This window comes from Wandonia haliotis, assembly GCF_039523435.1.
GTDB classification, from domain to species: domain Bacteria; phylum Bacteroidota; class Bacteroidia; order Flavobacteriales_D; family Crocinitomicaceae; genus Wandonia; species Wandonia haliotis.
This window is the reverse complement of the sequence record NZ_BAAAFH010000011.1, coordinates 421,702-440,473: the sequence shown is the minus strand read 5'-3', so window position 1 is coordinate 440,473 and position 18,772 is coordinate 421,702. Positions and strand designations below refer to the sequence as shown.

Annotated in this window: 22 protein-coding genes; 8 read left to right on the top strand and 14 right to left on the bottom strand. The window is 38.3% G+C overall.

Going from position 1 to position 18,772, the window contains the following annotated elements:
* The first annotated feature begins 23 nt into the window (after positions 1 to 23).
* Both ABDZ97_RS10190 and ABDZ97_RS10185 read left to right on the top strand, forming a co-directional pair.
* A complete protein-coding gene (locus ABDZ97_RS10190) occupies positions 24 to 791 on the top strand; it encodes a YdcF family protein (protein WP_343787219.1) in 768 nt (255 codons plus the stop codon).
* Between the two features lie 168 nt (positions 792 to 959).
* On the top strand, positions 960 to 2,042 hold the full coding sequence (locus ABDZ97_RS10185; protein WP_343787217.1) for a fatty acid desaturase family protein: 1,083 nt from the start codon (positions 960 to 962) through the stop codon (positions 2,040 to 2,042).
* On the opposite strand, the gene ABDZ97_RS10180 is transcribed toward ABDZ97_RS10185, so the two are convergent.
* From ABDZ97_RS10180 to ABDZ97_RS10165, 4 genes are read right to left on the bottom strand one after another with little or no spacing between them, the layout of a single operon-like run.
* Positions 2,039 to 2,599, bottom strand: coding sequence for a CAP domain-containing protein (locus tag ABDZ97_RS10180; protein ID WP_343787215.1), 561 nt, complete (start codon positions 2,597 to 2,599; stop codon positions 2,039 to 2,041). The two genes, ABDZ97_RS10185 and ABDZ97_RS10180, sit on opposite strands and share 4 nt — an antisense overlap.
* 28 nt (positions 2,600 to 2,627) lie before the next feature.
* Positions 2,628 to 3,869, bottom strand: coding sequence for a sensor histidine kinase (locus ABDZ97_RS10175; RefSeq protein ID WP_343787212.1), 1,242 nt, complete (start codon positions 3,867 to 3,869; stop codon positions 2,628 to 2,630).
* Between the two features lie 9 nt (positions 3,870 to 3,878).
* The gene (locus tag ABDZ97_RS10170; protein WP_343787210.1) at positions 3,879 to 4,811 is read right to left on the bottom strand and encodes a M20/M25/M40 family metallo-hydrolase; all 933 of its coding nucleotides are present in this window, start codon (positions 4,809 to 4,811) and stop codon (positions 3,879 to 3,881) included.
* Entirely contained in the window at positions 4,811 to 5,425 is a 615-nt protein-coding gene (locus ABDZ97_RS10165; RefSeq protein ID WP_343787208.1) for an IMPACT family protein, read from the bottom strand. Before ABDZ97_RS10165 ends, ABDZ97_RS10170 begins: the two co-directional genes overlap by 1 nt.
* Positions 5,426 to 5,450: 25 nt before the next feature.
* Between ABDZ97_RS10165 and ABDZ97_RS10160 the strand changes: the two genes are divergently transcribed.
* The gene (locus tag ABDZ97_RS10160) at positions 5,451 to 5,972 is read left to right on the top strand and encodes a hypothetical protein (RefSeq protein WP_343787206.1); all 522 of its coding nucleotides are present in this window, start codon (positions 5,451 to 5,453) and stop codon (positions 5,970 to 5,972) included.
* Between the two features lie 3 nt (positions 5,973 to 5,975).
* On the opposite strand, the gene ABDZ97_RS10155 is transcribed toward ABDZ97_RS10160, so the two are convergent.
* The 6 genes from ABDZ97_RS10155 to ABDZ97_RS10130 all read right to left on the bottom strand — a co-directional run bounded on the left by ABDZ97_RS10155 (position 5,976) and on the right by ABDZ97_RS10130 (position 10,210).
* Positions 5,976 to 7,031 (bottom strand): hypothetical protein, encoded by a 1,056-nt coding sequence (locus ABDZ97_RS10155; RefSeq protein ID WP_343787203.1) that lies wholly within the window; start codon positions 7,029 to 7,031, stop codon positions 5,976 to 5,978.
* On the bottom strand, positions 7,021 to 7,701 hold the full coding sequence (locus ABDZ97_RS10150; protein ID WP_343787201.1) for a DUF4159 domain-containing protein: 681 nt from the start codon (positions 7,699 to 7,701) through the stop codon (positions 7,021 to 7,023). Before ABDZ97_RS10150 ends, ABDZ97_RS10155 begins: the two co-directional genes overlap by 11 nt.
* Positions 7,698 to 8,396: a 16S rRNA (uracil(1498)-N(3))-methyltransferase gene (locus tag ABDZ97_RS10145; RefSeq protein WP_343787199.1), complete on the bottom strand. Its 699-nt coding sequence runs from the start codon at positions 8,394 to 8,396 to the stop codon at positions 7,698 to 7,700. Before ABDZ97_RS10145 ends, ABDZ97_RS10150 begins: the two co-directional genes overlap by 4 nt.
* 224 nt (positions 8,397 to 8,620) lie before the next feature.
* Positions 8,621 to 9,172, bottom strand: a complete 552-nt coding sequence (locus ABDZ97_RS10140) for a 5-formyltetrahydrofolate cyclo-ligase (RefSeq protein WP_343787197.1) — start codon at positions 9,170 to 9,172, stop codon at positions 8,621 to 8,623.
* Positions 9,169 to 9,933 (bottom strand): TSUP family transporter, encoded by a 765-nt coding sequence (locus ABDZ97_RS10135; RefSeq protein WP_343787195.1) that lies wholly within the window; start codon positions 9,931 to 9,933, stop codon positions 9,169 to 9,171. The genes ABDZ97_RS10140 and ABDZ97_RS10135 overlap by 4 nt, the downstream gene beginning before the upstream one ends.
* A 1-nt stretch (position 9,934) precedes the next feature.
* Positions 9,935 to 10,210 carry a YbaB/EbfC family nucleoid-associated protein gene (locus ABDZ97_RS10130; RefSeq protein ID WP_343787194.1) on the bottom strand — a complete coding sequence of 92 codons (276 nt, stop codon included), beginning with the start codon at positions 10,208 to 10,210 and terminating at the stop codon, positions 9,935 to 9,937.
* Positions 10,211 to 10,343: 133 nt separating this feature from the next.
* On the opposite strand from ABDZ97_RS10130, the gene ABDZ97_RS10125 reads away from it, so the two are divergent.
* Genes ABDZ97_RS10125 through ABDZ97_RS10105 form a run of 5 tightly spaced genes read left to right on the top strand, consistent with a single transcriptional unit; the run spans position 10,344 to position 14,397 of the window.
* Positions 10,344 to 10,637 carry a rhodanese-like domain-containing protein gene (locus ABDZ97_RS10125; protein ID WP_343787192.1) on the top strand — a complete coding sequence of 98 codons (294 nt, stop codon included), beginning with the start codon at positions 10,344 to 10,346 and terminating at the stop codon, positions 10,635 to 10,637.
* Between the two features lie 28 nt (positions 10,638 to 10,665).
* Positions 10,666 to 12,018: a sensor histidine kinase gene (locus ABDZ97_RS10120; protein WP_343787190.1), complete on the top strand. Its 1,353-nt coding sequence runs from the start codon at positions 10,666 to 10,668 to the stop codon at positions 12,016 to 12,018.
* Between the two features lie 5 nt (positions 12,019 to 12,023).
* Positions 12,024 to 12,716, top strand: coding sequence for a response regulator transcription factor (locus ABDZ97_RS10115; protein ID WP_343787188.1), 693 nt, complete (start codon positions 12,024 to 12,026; stop codon positions 12,714 to 12,716).
* Positions 12,716 to 13,609 carry an EamA family transporter gene (locus ABDZ97_RS10110; RefSeq protein WP_343787186.1) on the top strand — a complete coding sequence of 298 codons (894 nt, stop codon included), beginning with the start codon at positions 12,716 to 12,718 and terminating at the stop codon, positions 13,607 to 13,609. The genes ABDZ97_RS10115 and ABDZ97_RS10110 overlap by 1 nt, the downstream gene beginning before the upstream one ends.
* A gap of 32 nt (positions 13,610 to 13,641) precedes the next feature.
* Positions 13,642 to 14,397, top strand: a complete 756-nt coding sequence (locus ABDZ97_RS10105) for a DUF1295 domain-containing protein (RefSeq protein ID WP_343787184.1) — start codon at positions 13,642 to 13,644, stop codon at positions 14,395 to 14,397.
* A 58-nt stretch (positions 14,398 to 14,455) separates the two neighbouring features.
* Here the strand turns inward: ABDZ97_RS10105 and ABDZ97_RS10100 are convergent, their stop codons facing one another.
* Genes ABDZ97_RS10100 through ABDZ97_RS10085 form a run of 4 tightly spaced genes read right to left on the bottom strand, consistent with a single transcriptional unit; the run spans position 14,456 to position 18,605 of the window.
* The gene (locus ABDZ97_RS10100; RefSeq protein WP_343787182.1) at positions 14,456 to 15,841 is read right to left on the bottom strand and encodes an NAD(P)(+) transhydrogenase (Re/Si-specific) subunit beta; all 1,386 of its coding nucleotides are present in this window, start codon (positions 15,839 to 15,841) and stop codon (positions 14,456 to 14,458) included.
* Positions 15,842 to 15,869: 28 nt separating this feature from the next.
* Complete coding sequence (locus ABDZ97_RS10095; RefSeq protein ID WP_343787180.1) at positions 15,870 to 16,175, bottom strand: NAD(P) transhydrogenase subunit alpha part 2; 306 nt, start codon at positions 16,173 to 16,175, stop codon at positions 15,870 to 15,872.
* A 27-nt stretch (positions 16,176 to 16,202) separates the two neighbouring features.
* Positions 16,203 to 17,318: an NAD(P) transhydrogenase subunit alpha gene (locus ABDZ97_RS10090; protein ID WP_343787178.1), complete on the bottom strand. Its 1,116-nt coding sequence runs from the start codon at positions 17,316 to 17,318 to the stop codon at positions 16,203 to 16,205.
* 9 nt (positions 17,319 to 17,327) lie between these two features.
* Complete coding sequence (locus ABDZ97_RS10085; protein ID WP_343787176.1) at positions 17,328 to 18,605, bottom strand: Glu/Leu/Phe/Val family dehydrogenase; 1,278 nt, start codon at positions 18,603 to 18,605, stop codon at positions 17,328 to 17,330.
* Between the last annotated feature and the right edge of the window lie 167 nt (positions 18,606 to 18,772).

Below are 18,772 nucleotides of genomic sequence, written 5' to 3'. Positions count from 1 at the left end.
TGTAATTCAAAATCAATTGGGATATGTTTTTTGTCCTTTCTAAAATATTTCACTTTTTCACATTTCCGGGAGTTTGGATCTTGCTATTTATTATGCTTTCCTATTTTTTCACCAATAAGAAATGGAAAAAATGGTTCTTTCGGACCGGAGTTGTTCTTGCCCTATTTTTTACCAACACCTTTATTTTTAAAGAATTTGTTCGTCTTTGGGAAACAGAAGGTATCCGGACGGAAGATATAAGTTATCATGATGTCGCCATAGTACTGGGCGGAATGGCAGAATACAACAATGATCTGGAAAGGCTAAGCCTGAGAAGGGGAGGAGATCGGATCTGGCAAACTCTGTTACTCTATCATCAGGGAAAAGTGGGAAAGGTTCTTCTTGCCGGAGATGAAGGATATGTCGTTGACAGAGGATTAAATGAAGCTCTTCGGTTTAGAGAAGAACTCATTAAATTAAAAGTAAGACCGGAAGATATATTGATAGACTCTTTATCTAAGAATACGTATGAAAATGCAGTGAATTCTGTAAAAGTTTTGGAACAATATGGATTAAAAAAAGGGAAAATAGTTTTGGTGACAAGTGCTGTACACATGAAACGGGCCCGGGCTTGTTTCAGGTTGCAGGGGGTAGAAGTTACTCCTTATTCGACGGATCATTATACTGGTCCCGGAAGAAGCTATCATTGGGATGAATATATACTGCCATCATTCTCCACACTTTTGGATTGGTATGCGCTCACACATGAATGGTTCGGATATATAGCCTATTCTGTGGCCGGATATTTGTAGCAATTATTTCGTGATTAGAGGGCAGTTACACCTGTTTAATCTATTTTCATCAGGCATTTATGGCTGCTCGTCTAATAATATATAGAATAGAACAAGAATAAAAAGAAAGCCACGTTTTAATAAGTAATTTTACAGTACTCTGCGAGTTGCAGGGTTTTAATGAGTAGTATGGAGTATTTGAAATTGACAAAAAGAGATGAGTTCTCGAAAGAATTAACCCGACGTGTTAATACTTATCTTAAAGAAAATGAAAAAGACAAGACAGGAAGCTGGAAAATATCTTTGAAGGTACCAGTTCTTCTTGCAATATATTTTGTGCCGTATATACTTGTTCTTACAGGTGTTATACAAAGTTTTGTTCCGGTTATTCTTGCAACTGCAGCTATGGGGGCAGGAATGGCTTTTATTGGTCTCTCGGTTATGCATGATGCCGTACACGGATCATTTGCAAAAAGAGGATGGATCAATAAACTAATGGGGTACTCAATGGAGCTTTTGGGGGGGAGTAGTCTTACCTGGAAAATTCAGCACAACGTACTTCACCATAGTTTTACCAATGTACATGGAATGGATGAAGATATTGACGCTCCGGGGTTTCTTCGTTTTTCACCCAATGCTCCCAAGAAGAAAATACATAAGTTTCAGGTATTTTATGCCTGGTTCTTTTATGGATTAATGACTTTGTTATGGGTCTCAGCGAAGAACTTTAAAGAGTTGGTCAAGTACAATAAAATGAATTTGCTACAAGCTCAGAAAACAAACTTGCAGAAGGAAATGACGCGTTTGGTCATTTTCAAGTTGGTGTATATTTTCTATGTTATTGTTGTACCGATTGTATTTACAGATGTTGTTTGGTGGCATTGGATGATTGGTTTTCTAATTCTTCATTTTGTTGCAGGTTCAATTCTAGCTTTTGTTTTCCAGAGTGCTCATGTTGTTCCTGAAGCAGAGTTTATTACGGTTGAATCACACGAAACCAATAATCCTGAAAGTAGTTGGGCAGTTCACCAGTTGTCTACTACAGCAAATTTTGAAAACTGGAATAAAGTTCTGACCTGGTTTGTAGGAGGTTTAAATCATCAGATAGAACACCATTTGTTTCCTGATATTTCACACATTCATTATTCGAAAATTTCAGTTATCGTTAAGGAAACGGCTGAAGAATATGGATACAGGTACAATTACCACAGAACTTTTGCGGGAGCTGTTTTTGCGCACTTAAAACTGCTTAACAGATTGGGAAGGGCTTAGTCTCCTAACATTCCTCCGAATTCGATAACGCATGTCCATTCACTCTTTTTATGAGGTTGAATGGATATGCCTGTATATTGAAAGTCTTTGCTTAGAAGGTTTTTTCGATGTCCGTAATCGGGAATGCCTTCATCGATTAATAATTGCATTATAATATCCAATGCAGAATTGTATCCGTATGAACAATTCTCACCCGTAAAGTCATATTTTACGTTGTTATTTTTAAAACGGGAAGTAAATGACCGATGACCTGTAAAACCTTTTCGACCCATTTCCAAGGCGTACTCTTCAGCCATTTGATTCAGATCATCTGTCATGTGGAGAGGTAATAAAGGAGTTATTTTGAGAAGTGTACGGATAAGTGATTTACCTTCCTTTAGATGAGTTAATCCTTTTTCTTTTATATAGGGCAGAGCGACTTTTTGTGAAAAGTCATCAGGATTTGTTCGGCAGTAGTTGATCAATTGTAATAACTCTTGCTCCTGTTCCTGTTGTGTATACGAAACAAAAGGAAGCAAGGGAAAGAGTAGTAAAAAAATAAAGATTGTACATTTCATATACGTATAACGTAATTCAATGAAAAAATTACGATTTAAGATGCTTAATTTTAAATCGATAGACTGTTTCCGGAGAAGAATGAAATGATAATTCTCCTTCAAGCTGATCCGTTAGCGAATCAATCAGCTCCAAACCAAATGTAGAATCGCTTCCGGGCTGTTTCCACTTTCCGTTATCTGAGTAAGTAAATTCAAAATAACCTTTATCGGAATTTCTTAATTGTAAAGTAATCAGAAATGGAGGTGTTGACGAAACAAAGGCATGCTTTAGAGAGTTTGAAAATAATTCGTTAAAAATCAAAGCTAGCGGAACAATCGATTTTAATCCGATTTTTTCGACTTCAAAAAGGTAATTTAACTGAACCTGAAAGTCTATTTGGTAAGACTTGATGAGATCCTGAGATAATTCTCGGAAATACTCTTCAAGATTGACTTTAGAAAGCCCTTCACTTTTGTAAATCTTCTCATGAATCAACGCCATGGTTAATACCCGGTTGATACTGTCGCGAAACTTAGAAATGGATTCTTCGTGCTTTAACTCTCTCATCTGGAGTCTTAACAGGCTCGTAATGACCTGAAGGTTGTTTTTGACTCTGTGATGAATTTCTTTGAGGAGCACTGTTTTCTCTATATCACGGTCAATAATTTCCTGATTTTGACGAATTAATTCTTCGTTTCGTTTTTTCAGGAGTTCGTCGGACTTTTTACTACTGTTTAGAATTGTATTAATAATATAGCCCAGTAAAAAAAGGGCAAAAATAGTTTCGTAGTAAACAGAAGAATAGGTTGCACTGGACAAAGTGGGTAATATATCCATTATCCGGGGAAGAATTGCGTGGAGATAATAGATGAACCCGATTGCTGAAAGTAGAAGGAAAGCAATCCCCCAACGTATTCCAAGGGTATAAATCACAAAAATATTGAGTAGAATAATCCAGAATGGTGTTCCGATATGAGCTGTTGCATCATTGAAATACAAGTTTCCCATTAACAGCAGGTACAACGCTGAGAAATATACCAGGGCAGGTTTTTTTACCGATTTACACCACCGTAGCGAAAATAGTGCAAATAGAGAGAGAGCTGTATGACCCAAAGAAGGAAGTATAACGGGAAGGGTTCCTATAATCAAAGAGATAAAAACCGACAGTACTGACATAAAAAAGACCGTCAGTACAAGGTTGTAAAATAATGTAATTCGGGATTCTTCGTGAAGGCTTTCTGTTTTTGACAATATACTGCCCAGAAAATATTTCTTGATCTTGTCCGACATGAAGCGAAATTATAATTTCTTCATTAATAGTTGGTATAAATCAATCATAGATTGTATGTCGGATAAAGCTACTTTTTCGTCAGGGGAGTGTACATTGTCCTCCGGGGCACCAATGAAACACCAGTCGAAGGGAAGATCTGTTTTTTGAAGCATAGTTCCGTCACTTCCTCCGGCAGATTCTACCTCCAATTGAAAAGGAACAGACGAAGTTTTTGCGATATCAATAATTCTGTTCAGGTATTTCCTTCTGGGAATTCCACTGTCGCGCATACTGATTGCAACACCTTTTCCATGGTGAACACCATCAGTTACCCAGGTAATGTCTGAAATGAGCGCTTGTCTCACATTATATTTTTCATAAATGTATTTTCCCAGAAATCCAACTGATCCACCACCATGTTCTTCATAAGTGGAAAATACAATAATCCCGTTTTCGAGTTCTTTAGCTACCTGCAGAGCAACCCATACACCTAAGCGATTATCCATATATGGACTTTGTACATGTGTATCCGTAAGTCTGAAGTCAGGTTTAAAAGAAAGTGGAGTTCCCCGGTCTATTTCACGGTCATACACATAATTTATGTGTGAACTTCCATCTTCTTCTTCGATTACGAGTAATTCCGTTTCTATTTCACCCTGACTATCACTTCCGACCAGCTGAATACCGTCTATTATTCTGGGACCACCAATTTTAATCAGGTTTTTATCATAACCTGTCATAAAACCAATTGTATCTATATGGGCAAAAATAGCCGTCTTAGGTTGTCCGAATACAAGTATAATTGCATCCTGAAATTCTTCTCCCTGGATAATTTCCGGTTGCTGTTTCCAATTAGATTGATGAGAAGTAATATAATCAATCAGAAATTCTTTTATAGAAATTTCATCTCCAGAGGTTCCCCGAACGGCAACCAGTTTTTCTAATAATTCAAAATCCATCATTATGCTAATCCCTTATCTGTTATTGTTACGTTTTGTAGTAGTTCAAATTTTTCTGAGAAAGTTTCTTTATCTGAAGGAGAAACAGCAACCGTTAGTGTACAATCTAACTCGAAATCCTGACGCATGACATTGGCTCCCGACTGTTTGACAATATTCATGACTGCGGGCATATCTTTATACGTGAAATGCAATTCAAGAATCTGTTGGATAGAACGTGTTTCAATGGTTGCGTTTTCAAGAGCTTCTTTAGCAGAAGTACGGTAAGCATGAATCAGTCCTCCGACTCCCAGTTTCGTTCCGCCAAAATACCGGACAACTCCAATGAGAACATTGGTTACTTCAAAGGAAGATAGCTGACCCAGAATTGGTTGACCGGCAGAATTAGAAGGTTCTCCGTCATCATTTGCCCGGTATTGTTCCCCCTTGAATCCAAGTTTGTACGCATAACAAACGTGATTTGCCTGTGAATGACTTTTTCTCCAGACTTCCAGTTGTTCTTTGATTTGTTCTTCTGTTGTACAGGGTACTGCAAAAGCCAGAAATTTAGACCCTTTTTCCTTGTAAATAGCTTCCGAAGGAGCTTGTATTGTCTTGTATGTGTGTTCCGAATCCAAAAAAATAAATATGTATCTTTGTGTAATGACAAAGTTAGGATTATTTGCTGTTTTATTGCTTGCCGGAAGTGTTTTCCTTTCCTGTGAAAAAGAAGAAGAGAAAAAGACGGGAAACTGTTCGGATGGTTTTATGAATAACGGAGAAACGGGTGCCGATTGCGGAGGTCCTTGTGCTCCCTGTGAGCAACCGTTAGCGAATCAATTGGTTGCTACATTCCATGGTCGGGAAGTCTCTTTCCTTCATCCTTATGTTGTTATGAATGGTGATGAAGCTATTATCTCAGGTGTAAATGATTCAATAGAATTTTCGATTCACTTTGAAATGACTTCTGATACGATTTGGCCACTGGTTGACGGTACACATACAAAACTTGAGTACAATGGGGACTTTTACAATACTTATTTATCTGAGGAGTCACATGTAATTGTTACGAATCTTGAAGAAACTGAAAATCATTTTTCAGGGTTATTCAGAGTGAAATATGTGCAAGGTGCTGATACAATTCTAATGCAAAACGGGTCTTTCTTGCAGTTAAGGTATAATTAGATTTTATTCTTTTCTTTTTTTATCAATTCGAATAAAAACGAGAACACAAATCAGGATCAGTACTAATCCACCGATCAGAATGAATTCATCCCAAAGTCCTTTTACGACCGGGTCTTCCAGTTTATCCGGATCAATTTTTAAGGGCGGATAATCAGCATGAAGAGTAGAGTCTTGTTGTGCTTTTCTTTTCTCCATGATCTTTTTGTAATTAAAAATTCCTTTTCTCTGCTTCGGAAAAATTTCGCGAATAGAGGGGAAGATGTAATTACGTTTATTCATTTCATTTTTGATTGCGCGGAGGTCAACAGCAACGTCGTTATTGTACTTATCGTAATATCTGGAAATAGAATAGGCAATATAAGCATCTGAAAGACTCACATGCTTTTTTAGGAATTTTCCAAATTCATAAAAAGCGAGGGAAAGAGCGCGATTGGAAGCACTCTCGTACTTTGTTTCGTCACGTAAAGCATCATCATACTCCCGAAGTAGCGGAACTAATATACTCAGATATTCCTGACCACCTTTTTTATAGGACTTCCATCGGGGGTCCAGTAATTCAGGGAAAAGAACAGAATCTTTCAAAGACCAAACCCGATCAACCTGTTTTCGGTTGACTTCTGCTATTCTGCTTCGGATTTCAATCTGTTTTTTTGTATATGGAAAATAAGCTTCTTCCAGTTTTAGCCATTCATGATACTCCTTATACCTGTACTTGTACAGAAGCATATGTTGAATAATATGAAACTGATCTTCTGTCAGGTTTTCAAGAGGACTTTGCTGCTCAAATATTTTGTAAGCAAGATCATAATTACTTGAGCCGATTAACGTGTACATGTATTGCAACGAATCCTTCCTGTCCCAGTGTTTACCAGGTTTTTCCAGTAGATAGGACATCATGTGCTCCAGTGAATCTTTTTCAAAGCCTCTCGGATAAGGAAGAAGTTTAAAATACGGACGTGACTCTTTCTTTGGAAAACTGGCTTCCGATTGGGATGATGCAGACAATGATATCCACACAAAATTCAGCAAGAGAAGACATAATGAAAGTTTATTTTTCATCTTCATACCCTCCTTTCACTAATGCGTGGTAAAGAATATTCGTCCCCATTTTAAGAGCTCTTTCTCTGGTCTCAGGGGGATTGTTATGTACAGGCTCGTCTTCCCACCCATCTCCGAGGTCTGTTTCGTACGTATAGAGTAGAATCATTCTTCCTTCGTGAAATAAAGCAAATGCCTGAGCAGGTTTGCTGTCGTGTTCATGAATTTTAGGTAACCCGGAAGAAAATTCATACGGAGCATGAAACAAGTCATGTGATGCCGGCAATTCTACCAGTTGTTTGTCGGGAAATACTTTTTGAAGTTCAAGCCGGATGAATTGATCCATGCCATAGTTGTCGTCGATGTGTAAAAATCCTCCTCCCAATAAATAGTTTCTGAGATTGGAAACATCATTGGCTGAAAAGACAACATTTCCGTGTCCTGTCATGTGGACAAAAGGAAATGAAAACAATTGGGGAGATCCGACTTCAACATAAGGTGTCTCTTCGTCGATTCCTGCTGCCATTTTTTTGTTGGCGTAATCCACCAGATTAGGGAGACTGGTCGGATTGGCATAATAATCTCCACCGCCACTGTATTTTAATACACCAACCTGATACGTCCCTTTTTGAGCAAAGACATTTCCAAACCAGGTGGGAAGCAATATTGTTAAAATCATCAATGATTTCATGCTGTTGCTATTTTTGCTAAAGATACGACATAAACTCCGGCTGTCTCTGTACGCAACCTGTTTTTTCCTAACGTAACAGGTTGGAAGTTCTTTGTAAGGGCCAGTTCAATTTCTCCCGGAGAAAAATCTCCTTCAGGGCCAATCAATATCAGAAAATCTTCAGGAATAGACTGTTGTCGGAGTTCTGTACGATTCCTGTTTTCTTCACAATGAGCTATAAAACCTCCGTTTTCAATTTGTTCTATAAACGTTTTGAAAGGAAGCAGGTCATGTAAGATTGGTTTGTATAAGCGCTTACTTTGTTTGGTGGCACTGACAAGAATTTTTTCAAGTCGTTCCATTTTGACAATTTTTCTTTCGGAATTCTCACAGAGTAATAAACTCACTTCGTCAACACCAATTTCAGTAGCTTTTTCAAGAAACCATTCCAGACGATCGATATTTTTTGTCGGGGCAATGGCTATGTGTATCGTTTGTTTATCCGGTGTTTCATGCAGGTGTTGAAGTACTTTTACTTCTGCACGTTTTCCGGTCAGAATAAGTTCGCACGTAAATAAATCGCCTTTTCCGTTAATCAACTCAATAGTATCTCCTTCTTTTAGCCGTAAAACCTTTGTAGCGTGTTTCGATTCTTCTTCGGGTAGAATAATTACTTTTTGGTCACTGAATATGTCCGGTACGAAAAAACGATGCATCTTTTGTGTTTGGGGTAAAAATAAGTAAATTGAGAAACAACAGGGTTGTCGGGCTGTTAATTTTTGTTACCCTGTTTTAACAACCATATGATCAGAACTACATAGGCGATTGATAATAGTATTCCAAATATGATGGATTCAGCCAGAAAGAATACCGCCAGAATTATCGGAATTAAAAGAATGGTGAGTAAGTGAAATATACCCTGATTTCCTTTGTTCATATTTTAGAATATATAATCCTTTTCAGGTGTGAGTAATACATTTAGTTGTATATCATCTTTGCGAACGTCTGCTATTGAAGAGACAGGAGGGAAGTAGTTGACACCTAATTTCAGACAACTTTCTTTGCATAGCGCTAAAAAATTGTCATAAAACCCCATCCCGTAACCGATACGATTTCCTTTTAGATCACACACTAAAAGAGGTATCACCACAACATCTATTTCGGAAGGTGAAATTTTTCCGCTTTCCGGGGGTTCGGGAATATTCCATTCATTTATTTCAAATTCCGTAGTTGAATCTATTTTGTAGAATACCATGGTTCGGGTCGTAAATTCCGATCTGGATGCATACCAATTGTACTCTGTGTTGGTTAATAATGGTGTTAGATCCAATTCGGAATGACTTGATATGGGAAGAAAGATGGCTACATTACTTTTAGGAGGGATTTTTTCCAGAATTTTCTCTCGTAGAATAGCTCCTGCTTGTTCAATTTCCTGAGTGGAAAGGTTGGCACGTTGTGCTTTATAGTATTTTCGTAACTCCTTTTTCGTCATAGCCATCCGAGTATTAGACAAACTGAAAAGATCAGAATAGTATAGGAAACCATTTGATTCAACCAACTCAGCGTTATTTTTTTCAAAAGTCTTTTTCCCAAAAGAGCTCCGGCAATAGCAGCCAGCATGGCTAGTGTGATAATCAGGCTGTGTTTAGAAATAGTTGAACGTTCAATTCTGGATAGATATACAGGGATTCTTCCAGCATCCGTTATCAGGGCTATAAAAATACCGGTAGCAATAAAAGTTTCTTTGGCAAAGCCGTATTTCTGTAAAAAGGCTGATCGTAAGGCTCCCTGATGCCCTGTCAGTCCAGCCATAATTCCGGTAATTATTCCTCCTGTAACAGGACCGGGAGGATTTTTCTTCAATAGTTGACTGTCGAACAATTCAAGTAGCGTAAAGAAAAGTAAAGTCATTCCCAAAATGAGATTCAGCCATTTTATTTCGATATGTAAAAACGGAGTTGAAAACAATACCACATTGCTGATTTGTTGAAGAAGAAAAGCTCCTGATATACTGCCAAGAAAAGCCGTCAGTGCAAAACTCCAACCAACACGCCAGTTGATTGCGTTGCGCATTAGTCCGAATTTGAAAATAGTATTGGTGATATGCACAATAGCTGTTGCGCCAATAGCAAGAGGAATGTCTTTGAATAGAATAATAAAGACCGGTGTTAATATAGTTCCCAGTCCAAATCCTGAGAAAAAGGTTAATAAGCTGGCGGAAAAAGAGATCAATATGACCGTAATCCACTCCATATTACATCCCTGGAATTATTCCACGGGCGCTGTTAGCCATTTCTGTTTCATTAATTTTATCGGCTTGTTCAAGGGCTCTGTTGAAAGCAATTGTCAGTAAATCTTCAAGTTCTTCTGCGTCAATAGGAGCTTCAGAAGCAATGCGTACATTTTTAACACGTCTGTTTCCCGTCATTTCAATCGTGATATACTCTGCTTTTCCTTCGACAGAAATAGCATCCAACTTCTTTTTTGAAACCTCAACTGCATTTTGCATTTCCTGCAGCTTTTCCATCATGTTACCGAACATATTTTTTTGCTTTTTTAGCAAAATTACAATAAATACCCGATTAATCTCAGGTCTATCATCCGGTCGAAAAGAGAAGTGTTTTTATTGAAAAGCATTATTTTTGTAAAAAATAAAAATTCAGATGAAGTCAGTAAACGTAGCCGAGCTAAAGGCAATGCAGGAAAGTAAAGAGGATTTCCAATTAATCGATGTTCGTGAACAGTACGAATATGATGAAGTAAATATGGGGGCTCATCACATTCCTATGGGGGAAATTATGGAACGTCAGGGAGAAATTTCGAAAGACAAAAAAGTAGTTGTTCATTGTCGTTCAGGAGCAAGAAGCGCAAATGTTATAGGTTTTTTAGAGTCTCAGGGGTTTGATAACCTGTACAATTTGGATGGTGGAATTATGGCCTGGGTAGACCAGCAATAATTTCTATCCACACGCGAAAAAAGCTGAAATGAAAATCAGAAGTATTAATACGGTTTTGTTTATCGGGATACTTTCCTTGTTAAGTATCCTTTTTATTCAGGTATTCTGGATTCGTAAAACGATTATAATTCAGGAGAATAAAAAGGAATTACAGCAGCGGGAAGACAGTCTCAGTAATCGTCAGTTTAATGAGCGTGTACATATAGCTTTGACTAATGTCGTTTCCGAAATCTCTTCTTTGTACAAAGATTCTTCTGATCTGTACGGGGCTGTAAAGCAGGAAATGAGTAACTATTTCACGGTTGCTATTAATGATACGGTACACCCTTACTTTTTGGAACAACTTCTGAAAAGAGAGTTTTACGACGGAGGGATAAAAGAAGATTTCCAATATGGAATTTATGATTGTTTCAGCGATAGTATTGTTTATGCAAATACAATTGTCTTTTCGGAGGACAATTTTTTTAAACCGGAAGATGACACATCCAATCATTATACTTCTCCGCAAATTAAGTGGGATAAAGACGGGCATTATTTTTCCGTAGTATTTCCCCAACGGGAAATGAGTAATATGGATGATTTACCTTCGGATGCATCCCCCTGGATATCGCTGTTTGCCATTATAGGTTTTGTTCTTTTATTTTTTGGATACGCACTATCTGTAATTATCAAACAGAAACGATTGTCGGAGATAAAGACAGACTTTATCAATAATATGACCCACGAGTTGAAAACTCCGATTTCGACAATTGCTCTTTCAAGTGAAACACTGCTGCGGGAAAGTTTTGCCAATGATCCGGAAAGACTAAAGCGATATGCCGGGATTATATACAAGGAGAACAAACGATTGGAAAACCAGGTTGAAAGGGTATTGAATGTTGCCAAGTTGGATAAAGAAGAGTTGAAGTTGAAATATTCACAATTTGATTTGCACGAACTCATTCGGGAAGCAAGCGAGGTATTTGAAATCAACCAGTTGGAAAACGGGGGAGAGATCCAGTTGAATCTGGAGGCAGATCAGTCTGTTATTACAGCAGATGAAGTACATATCGGAAATGTAATTCATAATCTGATTGATAACGCAATTAAGTACTGTGAAAGAAAACCTCAGATTACAATATCTACACGTAATACAGGCAATTCAATATTGATTGAAGTTTCAGATAACGGGATAGGGATTCGACGTGAAAATTTACGAATGATTTTTGATAAATTTTTCCGGGTACCAACAGGGGATCTTCATGATGTAAAAGGTTTTGGACTAGGGTTGTACTATGTGAAATTGATTGTTGATTCGCACAAGGGTAAGATCAGTGTCCGGTCGGTTTTTGGGCAGGGTACTACTTTTTTGATTAACTTGCCGATGACCAAAACAAACTGATGTCTATGAAAGCGAATATTTTGTTGGTTGAGGATGACATGAACCTGGGGTTTGTCGTAGCGGATCAATTGCGTTCCAATGAGTATAATGTCACATTGGCAACTGATGGTGCTGAGGGGTTTAAACGCTTCAACGATGGCAATTATCATCTGTGTATTTTTGATGTAATGATGCCTAAAAAAGATGGCTTTTCTCTGGCGCAGGACATTCGGAAAATTGATAAGGATATTCCGATTTTATTTTTGACGGCAAAATCAGATACACAGGATAAGGTGAAGGGGTTCGAATCGGGAGGTGATGATTACCTTACTAAACCTTTCAGTACTGAAGAATTAATGGTACGAGTTAAGGCTTTGCTAAAACGAGTTAATATCGTTCAGGAAGAGGAGAATGCCAGTACTTATAAAATAGGTCAGTATACATTTGATTCTGAAAATTACGAATTAAAATCAACTGATTTTCAAAAGAAGTTAACGAAGAAGGAAGCGGAGATTTTGTCGATGCTTTGCAAATATAAAAATCAGGTTTTACCACGCGAGTTAGTGCTGAATGGTGTTTGGGGACAGGATGATTACTTTGTAGGAAGAAGTCTGGATGTTTTTATTACCAAATTACGGAAGTATCTTTCAGGAGATGATCGTGTAGCTATTACAAACGTGCATGGAATCGGGTTTAAATTTATATGTCCTGAAGAATAATGATCATTAGAGGTATTGTTTTCGTAGCATTAGGGTCTTTGTGCTACGGAATTTTGGCTACAATCGTAAAATTAGCATACAACGAGGGATATACGACAGAAGAGGTCACATTTGCTCAGTATAGTATTGGCTGGATTGTTTTGGGAGGAATGGCTCTCCGAGCATTTATTCAGAAAAAAAAGAAAGAGCAGGAATATCACATACCTCGTAAATATTCTGTTCTATGGTTGGTACTGGCTGGTACATCCTTGGGCTTTACGGGAGTGTTTTACTACAGGGCCGTTCTTTATATTCCGGTTTCCCTTTGTATCGTACTGCTAATGCAGAGTGTATGGATGGGAGTGGTTCTTGAGGCTATTCTTGAGCGGAAACGCCCCGAAACGAATAAGATTATTGCTGTTTTACTCGTTCTTATCGGGACTTTATTGGCAACTGAGGTATATAAAGATGTAAACGGGATCAGTTGGCAGGGTGTTTCCTGGGGAATGTTGGGAGCACTTTCTTATACAATTTCACTGTATACAAGTAACAGGATTGGTTTAGAATTATCCAATAAGAAACGTAGCTTCTGGATGATGACCGGAGGGTTTACAGTTGTCACTATCGCAGCATTACCTGTATTGATGGGTGATTTTTCCTGGAGCGTATTTTATCCTTGGGGAATATTATTAGCTGTATTCGGTACGGTTTTACCACCACTATTAATGAATAAGGGGATGCCCTTAACCGGTATGGGGTTAGGATCTATTATTGTTTCTCTTGAGATTCCGGTTTCAGTTTCTATGGCTTTTCTATTTCTGGGCGAGCGTATAAATAGTGTACAATGGGGGGGAGTAGGATTAATCATATTTTCTATTGTGTTACTTAACGTGAATCGTTTACGGAAAAAATAATACTTTTAACCTTTTTCTAAAGAGAATCTACTATGGAAGAAGAACAGTTTTATTTTTTCGTTTGGATCTGGATAGGTGTCGCGTTGGTTGTTTTTCCGGCGGCATTATTCGTTACCGCGCCTTACGGAAGACACAGTAAGCCTATTGGACCAATGATACAAAACCGTTGGGGTTGGTTACTTATGGAGTTACCATCACCTCTTTTGTTTTCCTACTTTTTTTTATCAGGTAATGCCGAGAAAAATGCCGTCCACTGGATTTTTTTTACACTGTTTTTGACACATTACATACACAGGACATTTATATGGCCTTTCAGGGTTCGGTCAGGGAAAAAGAAAATGCCGGTTGTTATAATGACATCTGCTGTTTTCTTCAATTTGGTTAACGGACCTGTAAATGGCTATTTTCTGGGGAATTTTGCAGTTTATGACCTAAGTTGGTTGCTTTCTCCCTGGTTTCTTTGTGGGATTGTCGTTTTTTTAACAGGAATGTATATTAATATTTCAAGTGATTATAAATTGATAAACCTTCGAAAACCCGGAGAAACAGGATACAAAATTCCCTATGGAGGTTTTTTTAAGTGGGTATCCTCACCTAATATTATGGGAGAACTGATTGAATGGACCGGATGGGGGATAATGACCTTAAGTTTACCAACCTTATCATTTACAATATGGTCATGGGCGAATTTATTACCGCGGACTTTAGACCATCATAAATGGTATAAAGAGAAATTCGGAGAGGAATACCCCAAAGAGAGAAAAGCAGTTATTCCCAGAATATTGTAAATAATAAAACGGCTATCTATTAATCAGATAGCCGTTTCTATTTGATTAGAATCTATTATTAGAGAACTTTCAATTCGTTAATAAGTCCACTCAATGCTACTTTAGCGTCAGAGAAAAGAAGCTGACAGTTATCATAACCAAACAATCTGTTTTCTACGCCGGCGTATCCTTTGCTCATTCCTCTTTTTATTACAACAACCTCTCTTGAATTATATGCTTTGATAATGGGCATGCCATAGATAGGACTGTTTTCATCCTGTTCAGCGGCAGGATTGACAACATCATTGGCCCCTATAACTATGGTTACGTCGTATTCGTTCATTTCATCATTGACAAGGTCCATTTCTTTTAGCTTGTCATAATGAACATCTGCCTCTGCAAGTAATACATTCATGTGTCCGGGCATCCTTCCTGCAACAGGGTGAATGATATAATGCACTTCCGTATCTTTTTCTTCAAGAATTGCCTGTAATTGACTGCATAGGTGTTGAGCCTGTGCCACGGCTAATCCATATCCGGGAACAATCGCTACTTTCTGAGCAAACGCAAGTTTAGTAGCTGTTTCACCAATACTTGTTGCTTTGATTTCTATTTCTTCCTCATCTCCTGATGAGACTCCAGAACCATTGAATTTACCTCCGATAACAGCAAAAATTGAACGATTCATTGCATTGCACATCAATAATGTAAGAAGGATTCCGGCAGCGCCTACAAAAATACCTCCGGCAATCATAATCGTATTGTTATAAAGAATACCTGCAAGTGCTGTTGCGATACCAGTTAGTGAATTCAACAGCGAAATTACAACCGGCATATCCGCTCCACCGATCGGTAAGACGAAAAGTATTCCGTACACAAGCGCAAGGGAGGAAAGAATAAGAGTTACTGAAACGAGACCTAATGGTAGCAGATTTGTAAGATATAGACCAGGAATTACGAGAAAACTTACTAAAAGAATTCTTGAAACGTACATAATCATACGTGTACGCTTGTCTTTTTGCTTCCCAGCCAGTTTTCGGTAGGCTATAACACTTCCCGAGAAGGAAGCTGCACCAATAATTAAACCGGACCATAAAAGAATCAGGCTGGCAGAGGAGGGGGGAGTTCCTAGCCGTGCTTCCATAATTCCAAGAAGCATCGCACATCCACCTCCCATTGCATTGAAAAGAGATACCAGTTGAGGCATTGCTGTCATTTCAACACGATCAGACATACGTTTTCCTACTATCGTTCCTGTGACAATCGCTAAGAGAATTAATAGTAGATTGATGCTTACTGAAAAACCAAAAAACTGACTGATTAAAGTGACAATAACAGCCAGAACCATTCCGGTTCCTGCCAGAATATTACCATGTTTTGCTTTTGAGGGAGAAGAAAGAAACTTTAGTCCCAGAATAAAAGACAACATAGCAATCAGGTAACTAATATTTACTAGAGCTATCATGTTTGTTTTTTCTTAAATGATGTTTCGTTTATTTCTTCTTTTTATTTCCGAACATGGAAAGCATTCTTCCGGTTACAAAGAATCCCCCTGCAATATTGAGTGTGCCCAGAAAAACGGAAATTGTACCGATGGTAAGACTAACATAATCCTGTGGGTCGATTTTCTGCATAATGATAATGGCTCCCACAAGAATAACTCCCGAAATTGCATTAGCTCCGGACATTAGTGGAGTATGCAGAATTGCCGGTACATTCGCTATGATTTCTATTCCCAGAAAAGTACATAAAATGAGGAAATAAATCATCTCTTGATTTTCATTGAAGAATTCAAGCATTTTTATTAGATTTTAGATGAATGACAATTATATGAGAAAGCTTTTTACACGTTCATTGACCAGCTTTCCTTCTTTCACAACCAATGCACCATCAACAATCGGATCATTCTGAACTTCCCCCTCTTCAATTAACTTGAAGTGTTTGAGGAAATTAAAGAAATTTCCGGACAGCATTTGACTGGATGTAGCTGGAATTTCTCGTGCAAGAAAAGAGCTTCCGACAATTTTTACGCCTTTGTGATTGATTATTTTCTCATCCTGAGATAACTCACAGTTTCCTCCCTGTTCCGAAGCCAGATCGACAATAACAGAACCAAACTTCATCTTTTCAACACTTTCAGTGCGAACGAGTAGGGGGGCTTTTTTTCCTGGAATATTCGCAGTAGCGATCACGATTGTAGCTTCAGAAACGTGTTTATGAATTAGCTCACGTTGCTTCTGCAAATAGTCTTCAGACTGTTCTACAGCATAACCTCCCGCATCCTTATTTTCAGTAGCTCCTTCTACTTCGATGAATTTAGCTCCAAGGCTTCGGACTTCTTCTCCCGCAGCTTTACGAACGTCAAAAGCTTCTACTACAGCACCTAGTCTTTTAGCTGTAGCAATCGCCTGAAGACCAGCTACTCCAGCTCCCAAAACTAAAACTTTAGCAGGACGGATAGTTCCTGCAGCAGTTGTAAACATAGGCATTACCGTATTACTTACTTCAGCGGCCTTAATTACAGCTTTGTACCCGGAAAGAGAAGCCATGGAAGATAGTACATCCATCGATTGAGCTTTCGTGGTACGCGGTAACAGGTCGAGACTAAATAAATTGATCTCTGGTTTCATATAATCCATCAGGTGATTATAATGAAACAAGGGATTTACAATACCTATAAATGTTTTTGAAGCATCCAAGTGGGGGAGTCTGAAATGATTTATAAACAAGAGTATATCTGCCTTATTTATCACCTCATTCCTCTCATGCACTGTGGCACCTGCACTAATATAATCTTCGTCAGAAAATCCGGATTGACTTCCGGCACTTTGTTCAGTATAGACGGTAAAACCCAGATCCTTGATGATTTTACCAACAGTCATGGGACCCACGCAAACGCGTGGGTCTCCATTCTGTTCTTTCAGAATTCCTATAGATTGCATTTCCTTACATTAAGGGAAAACTCCTCTTTGTTTGTATGCTAATTCGATTCGTTTAATTGCCTGGATATACGCTGCAGTTCTCCAGTCTGTATTGTGTTCTTCAGCAACTTTAACAACACTTGCAAATGAAATTTCAAGTTTTTGTTGTAGTCTTCCGATCACATCTTCTAATGTCCAGATTTCTCCGTTTCGGTTTTGTAACCATTCGTAGTACGAACCGATTACACCTCCTGAATTACACAGGATATCAGGAATAAGATCAATTCCTTTTTCATTCAGGATAACATCTGCTTCAGGAGTTGTTGGTCCGTTTGCTCCTTCTGCTATCAATTGAGCTTTGATACGAGGTGCATTTTCTTCTGTGATCTGGTTTCCTAGCGCTGCAGGAATAACGATATCACAGTCAAAAGCGAAGAAATCAGAACCATCGACTTCAGGTGCATGAGGGAAATCCTTAACTCCACCGTTATTTCCTGCCGTATATGTGATCAATGCTTCCGGATCAATACCATTTTCATTATAAATAGTACCTGTAGCATCCTGAACACCAACAAGAATAGCACCGCTTTCTTTCATGAAAACAGAAGCCCATTGCCCAACATTACCAAATCCCTGAACAATATATTTTTTCCCTTCAAGAGATATGTTACGCAGTTTTGCCCATTCGCGAATGGTTACAACAACGCCAAATCCTGTAGATCGGTCACGACCTTCAAGTCCACCTGAACCAACAGGTTTTCCAGTTACAACGTGCATGTACTTGGAACGCTCAGAAGGAGCTTTTGTAGACATATACGTATCTGCAATCCAGGCCATCATTTGTGCGTTGGTATTCACATCAGGTGCAGGAATATCATATTCCGGTCCGATATTGTCTCCAAGAGCATACGTAAATCGTCTTGTAATTCTTTCCAGTTCGGCTTGAGAGTATTGTTTTGGGTTCAGTTGAACTCCTCCTTTACCTCCACCATAGGGAAGTCCTGCAAGTGACGTCTTCCATGTCATCCAGGTAGCTAGTGCTTTAGCAGCGTTAATATCCACCTCAGGGTGGTAACGCAGACCTCCTTTATAGGGGCCTAATGCATTATTGTGCTGAACGCGGTAACCGGTAAATATTTCTACACTACCATCATCCATTTTTACCGGAAAGTGAACGATGATCTCTGTATTCGTAGTAGATAATATTCTACGAATATTGTTGTCTAATCCCATGATATCCGCAGCTCTGTCGAACTGTTTCTGGACGCTTTCATACATCCCGGGTTTCTTTTTTTCTTCAGTTATCATATCTGGTTTATTGATAATGTTCAAATAAACTAATTTTACGGTAAACCAACAACACGTTGATTAATTATCCGTGCAATTTCACAAAAAAATAAGTTTTTGAGAGCAAACCAACTGTTTTACTTTATCGAATCAATAAAAGGAAATAAAGTAAAACTACAAGCGAAATA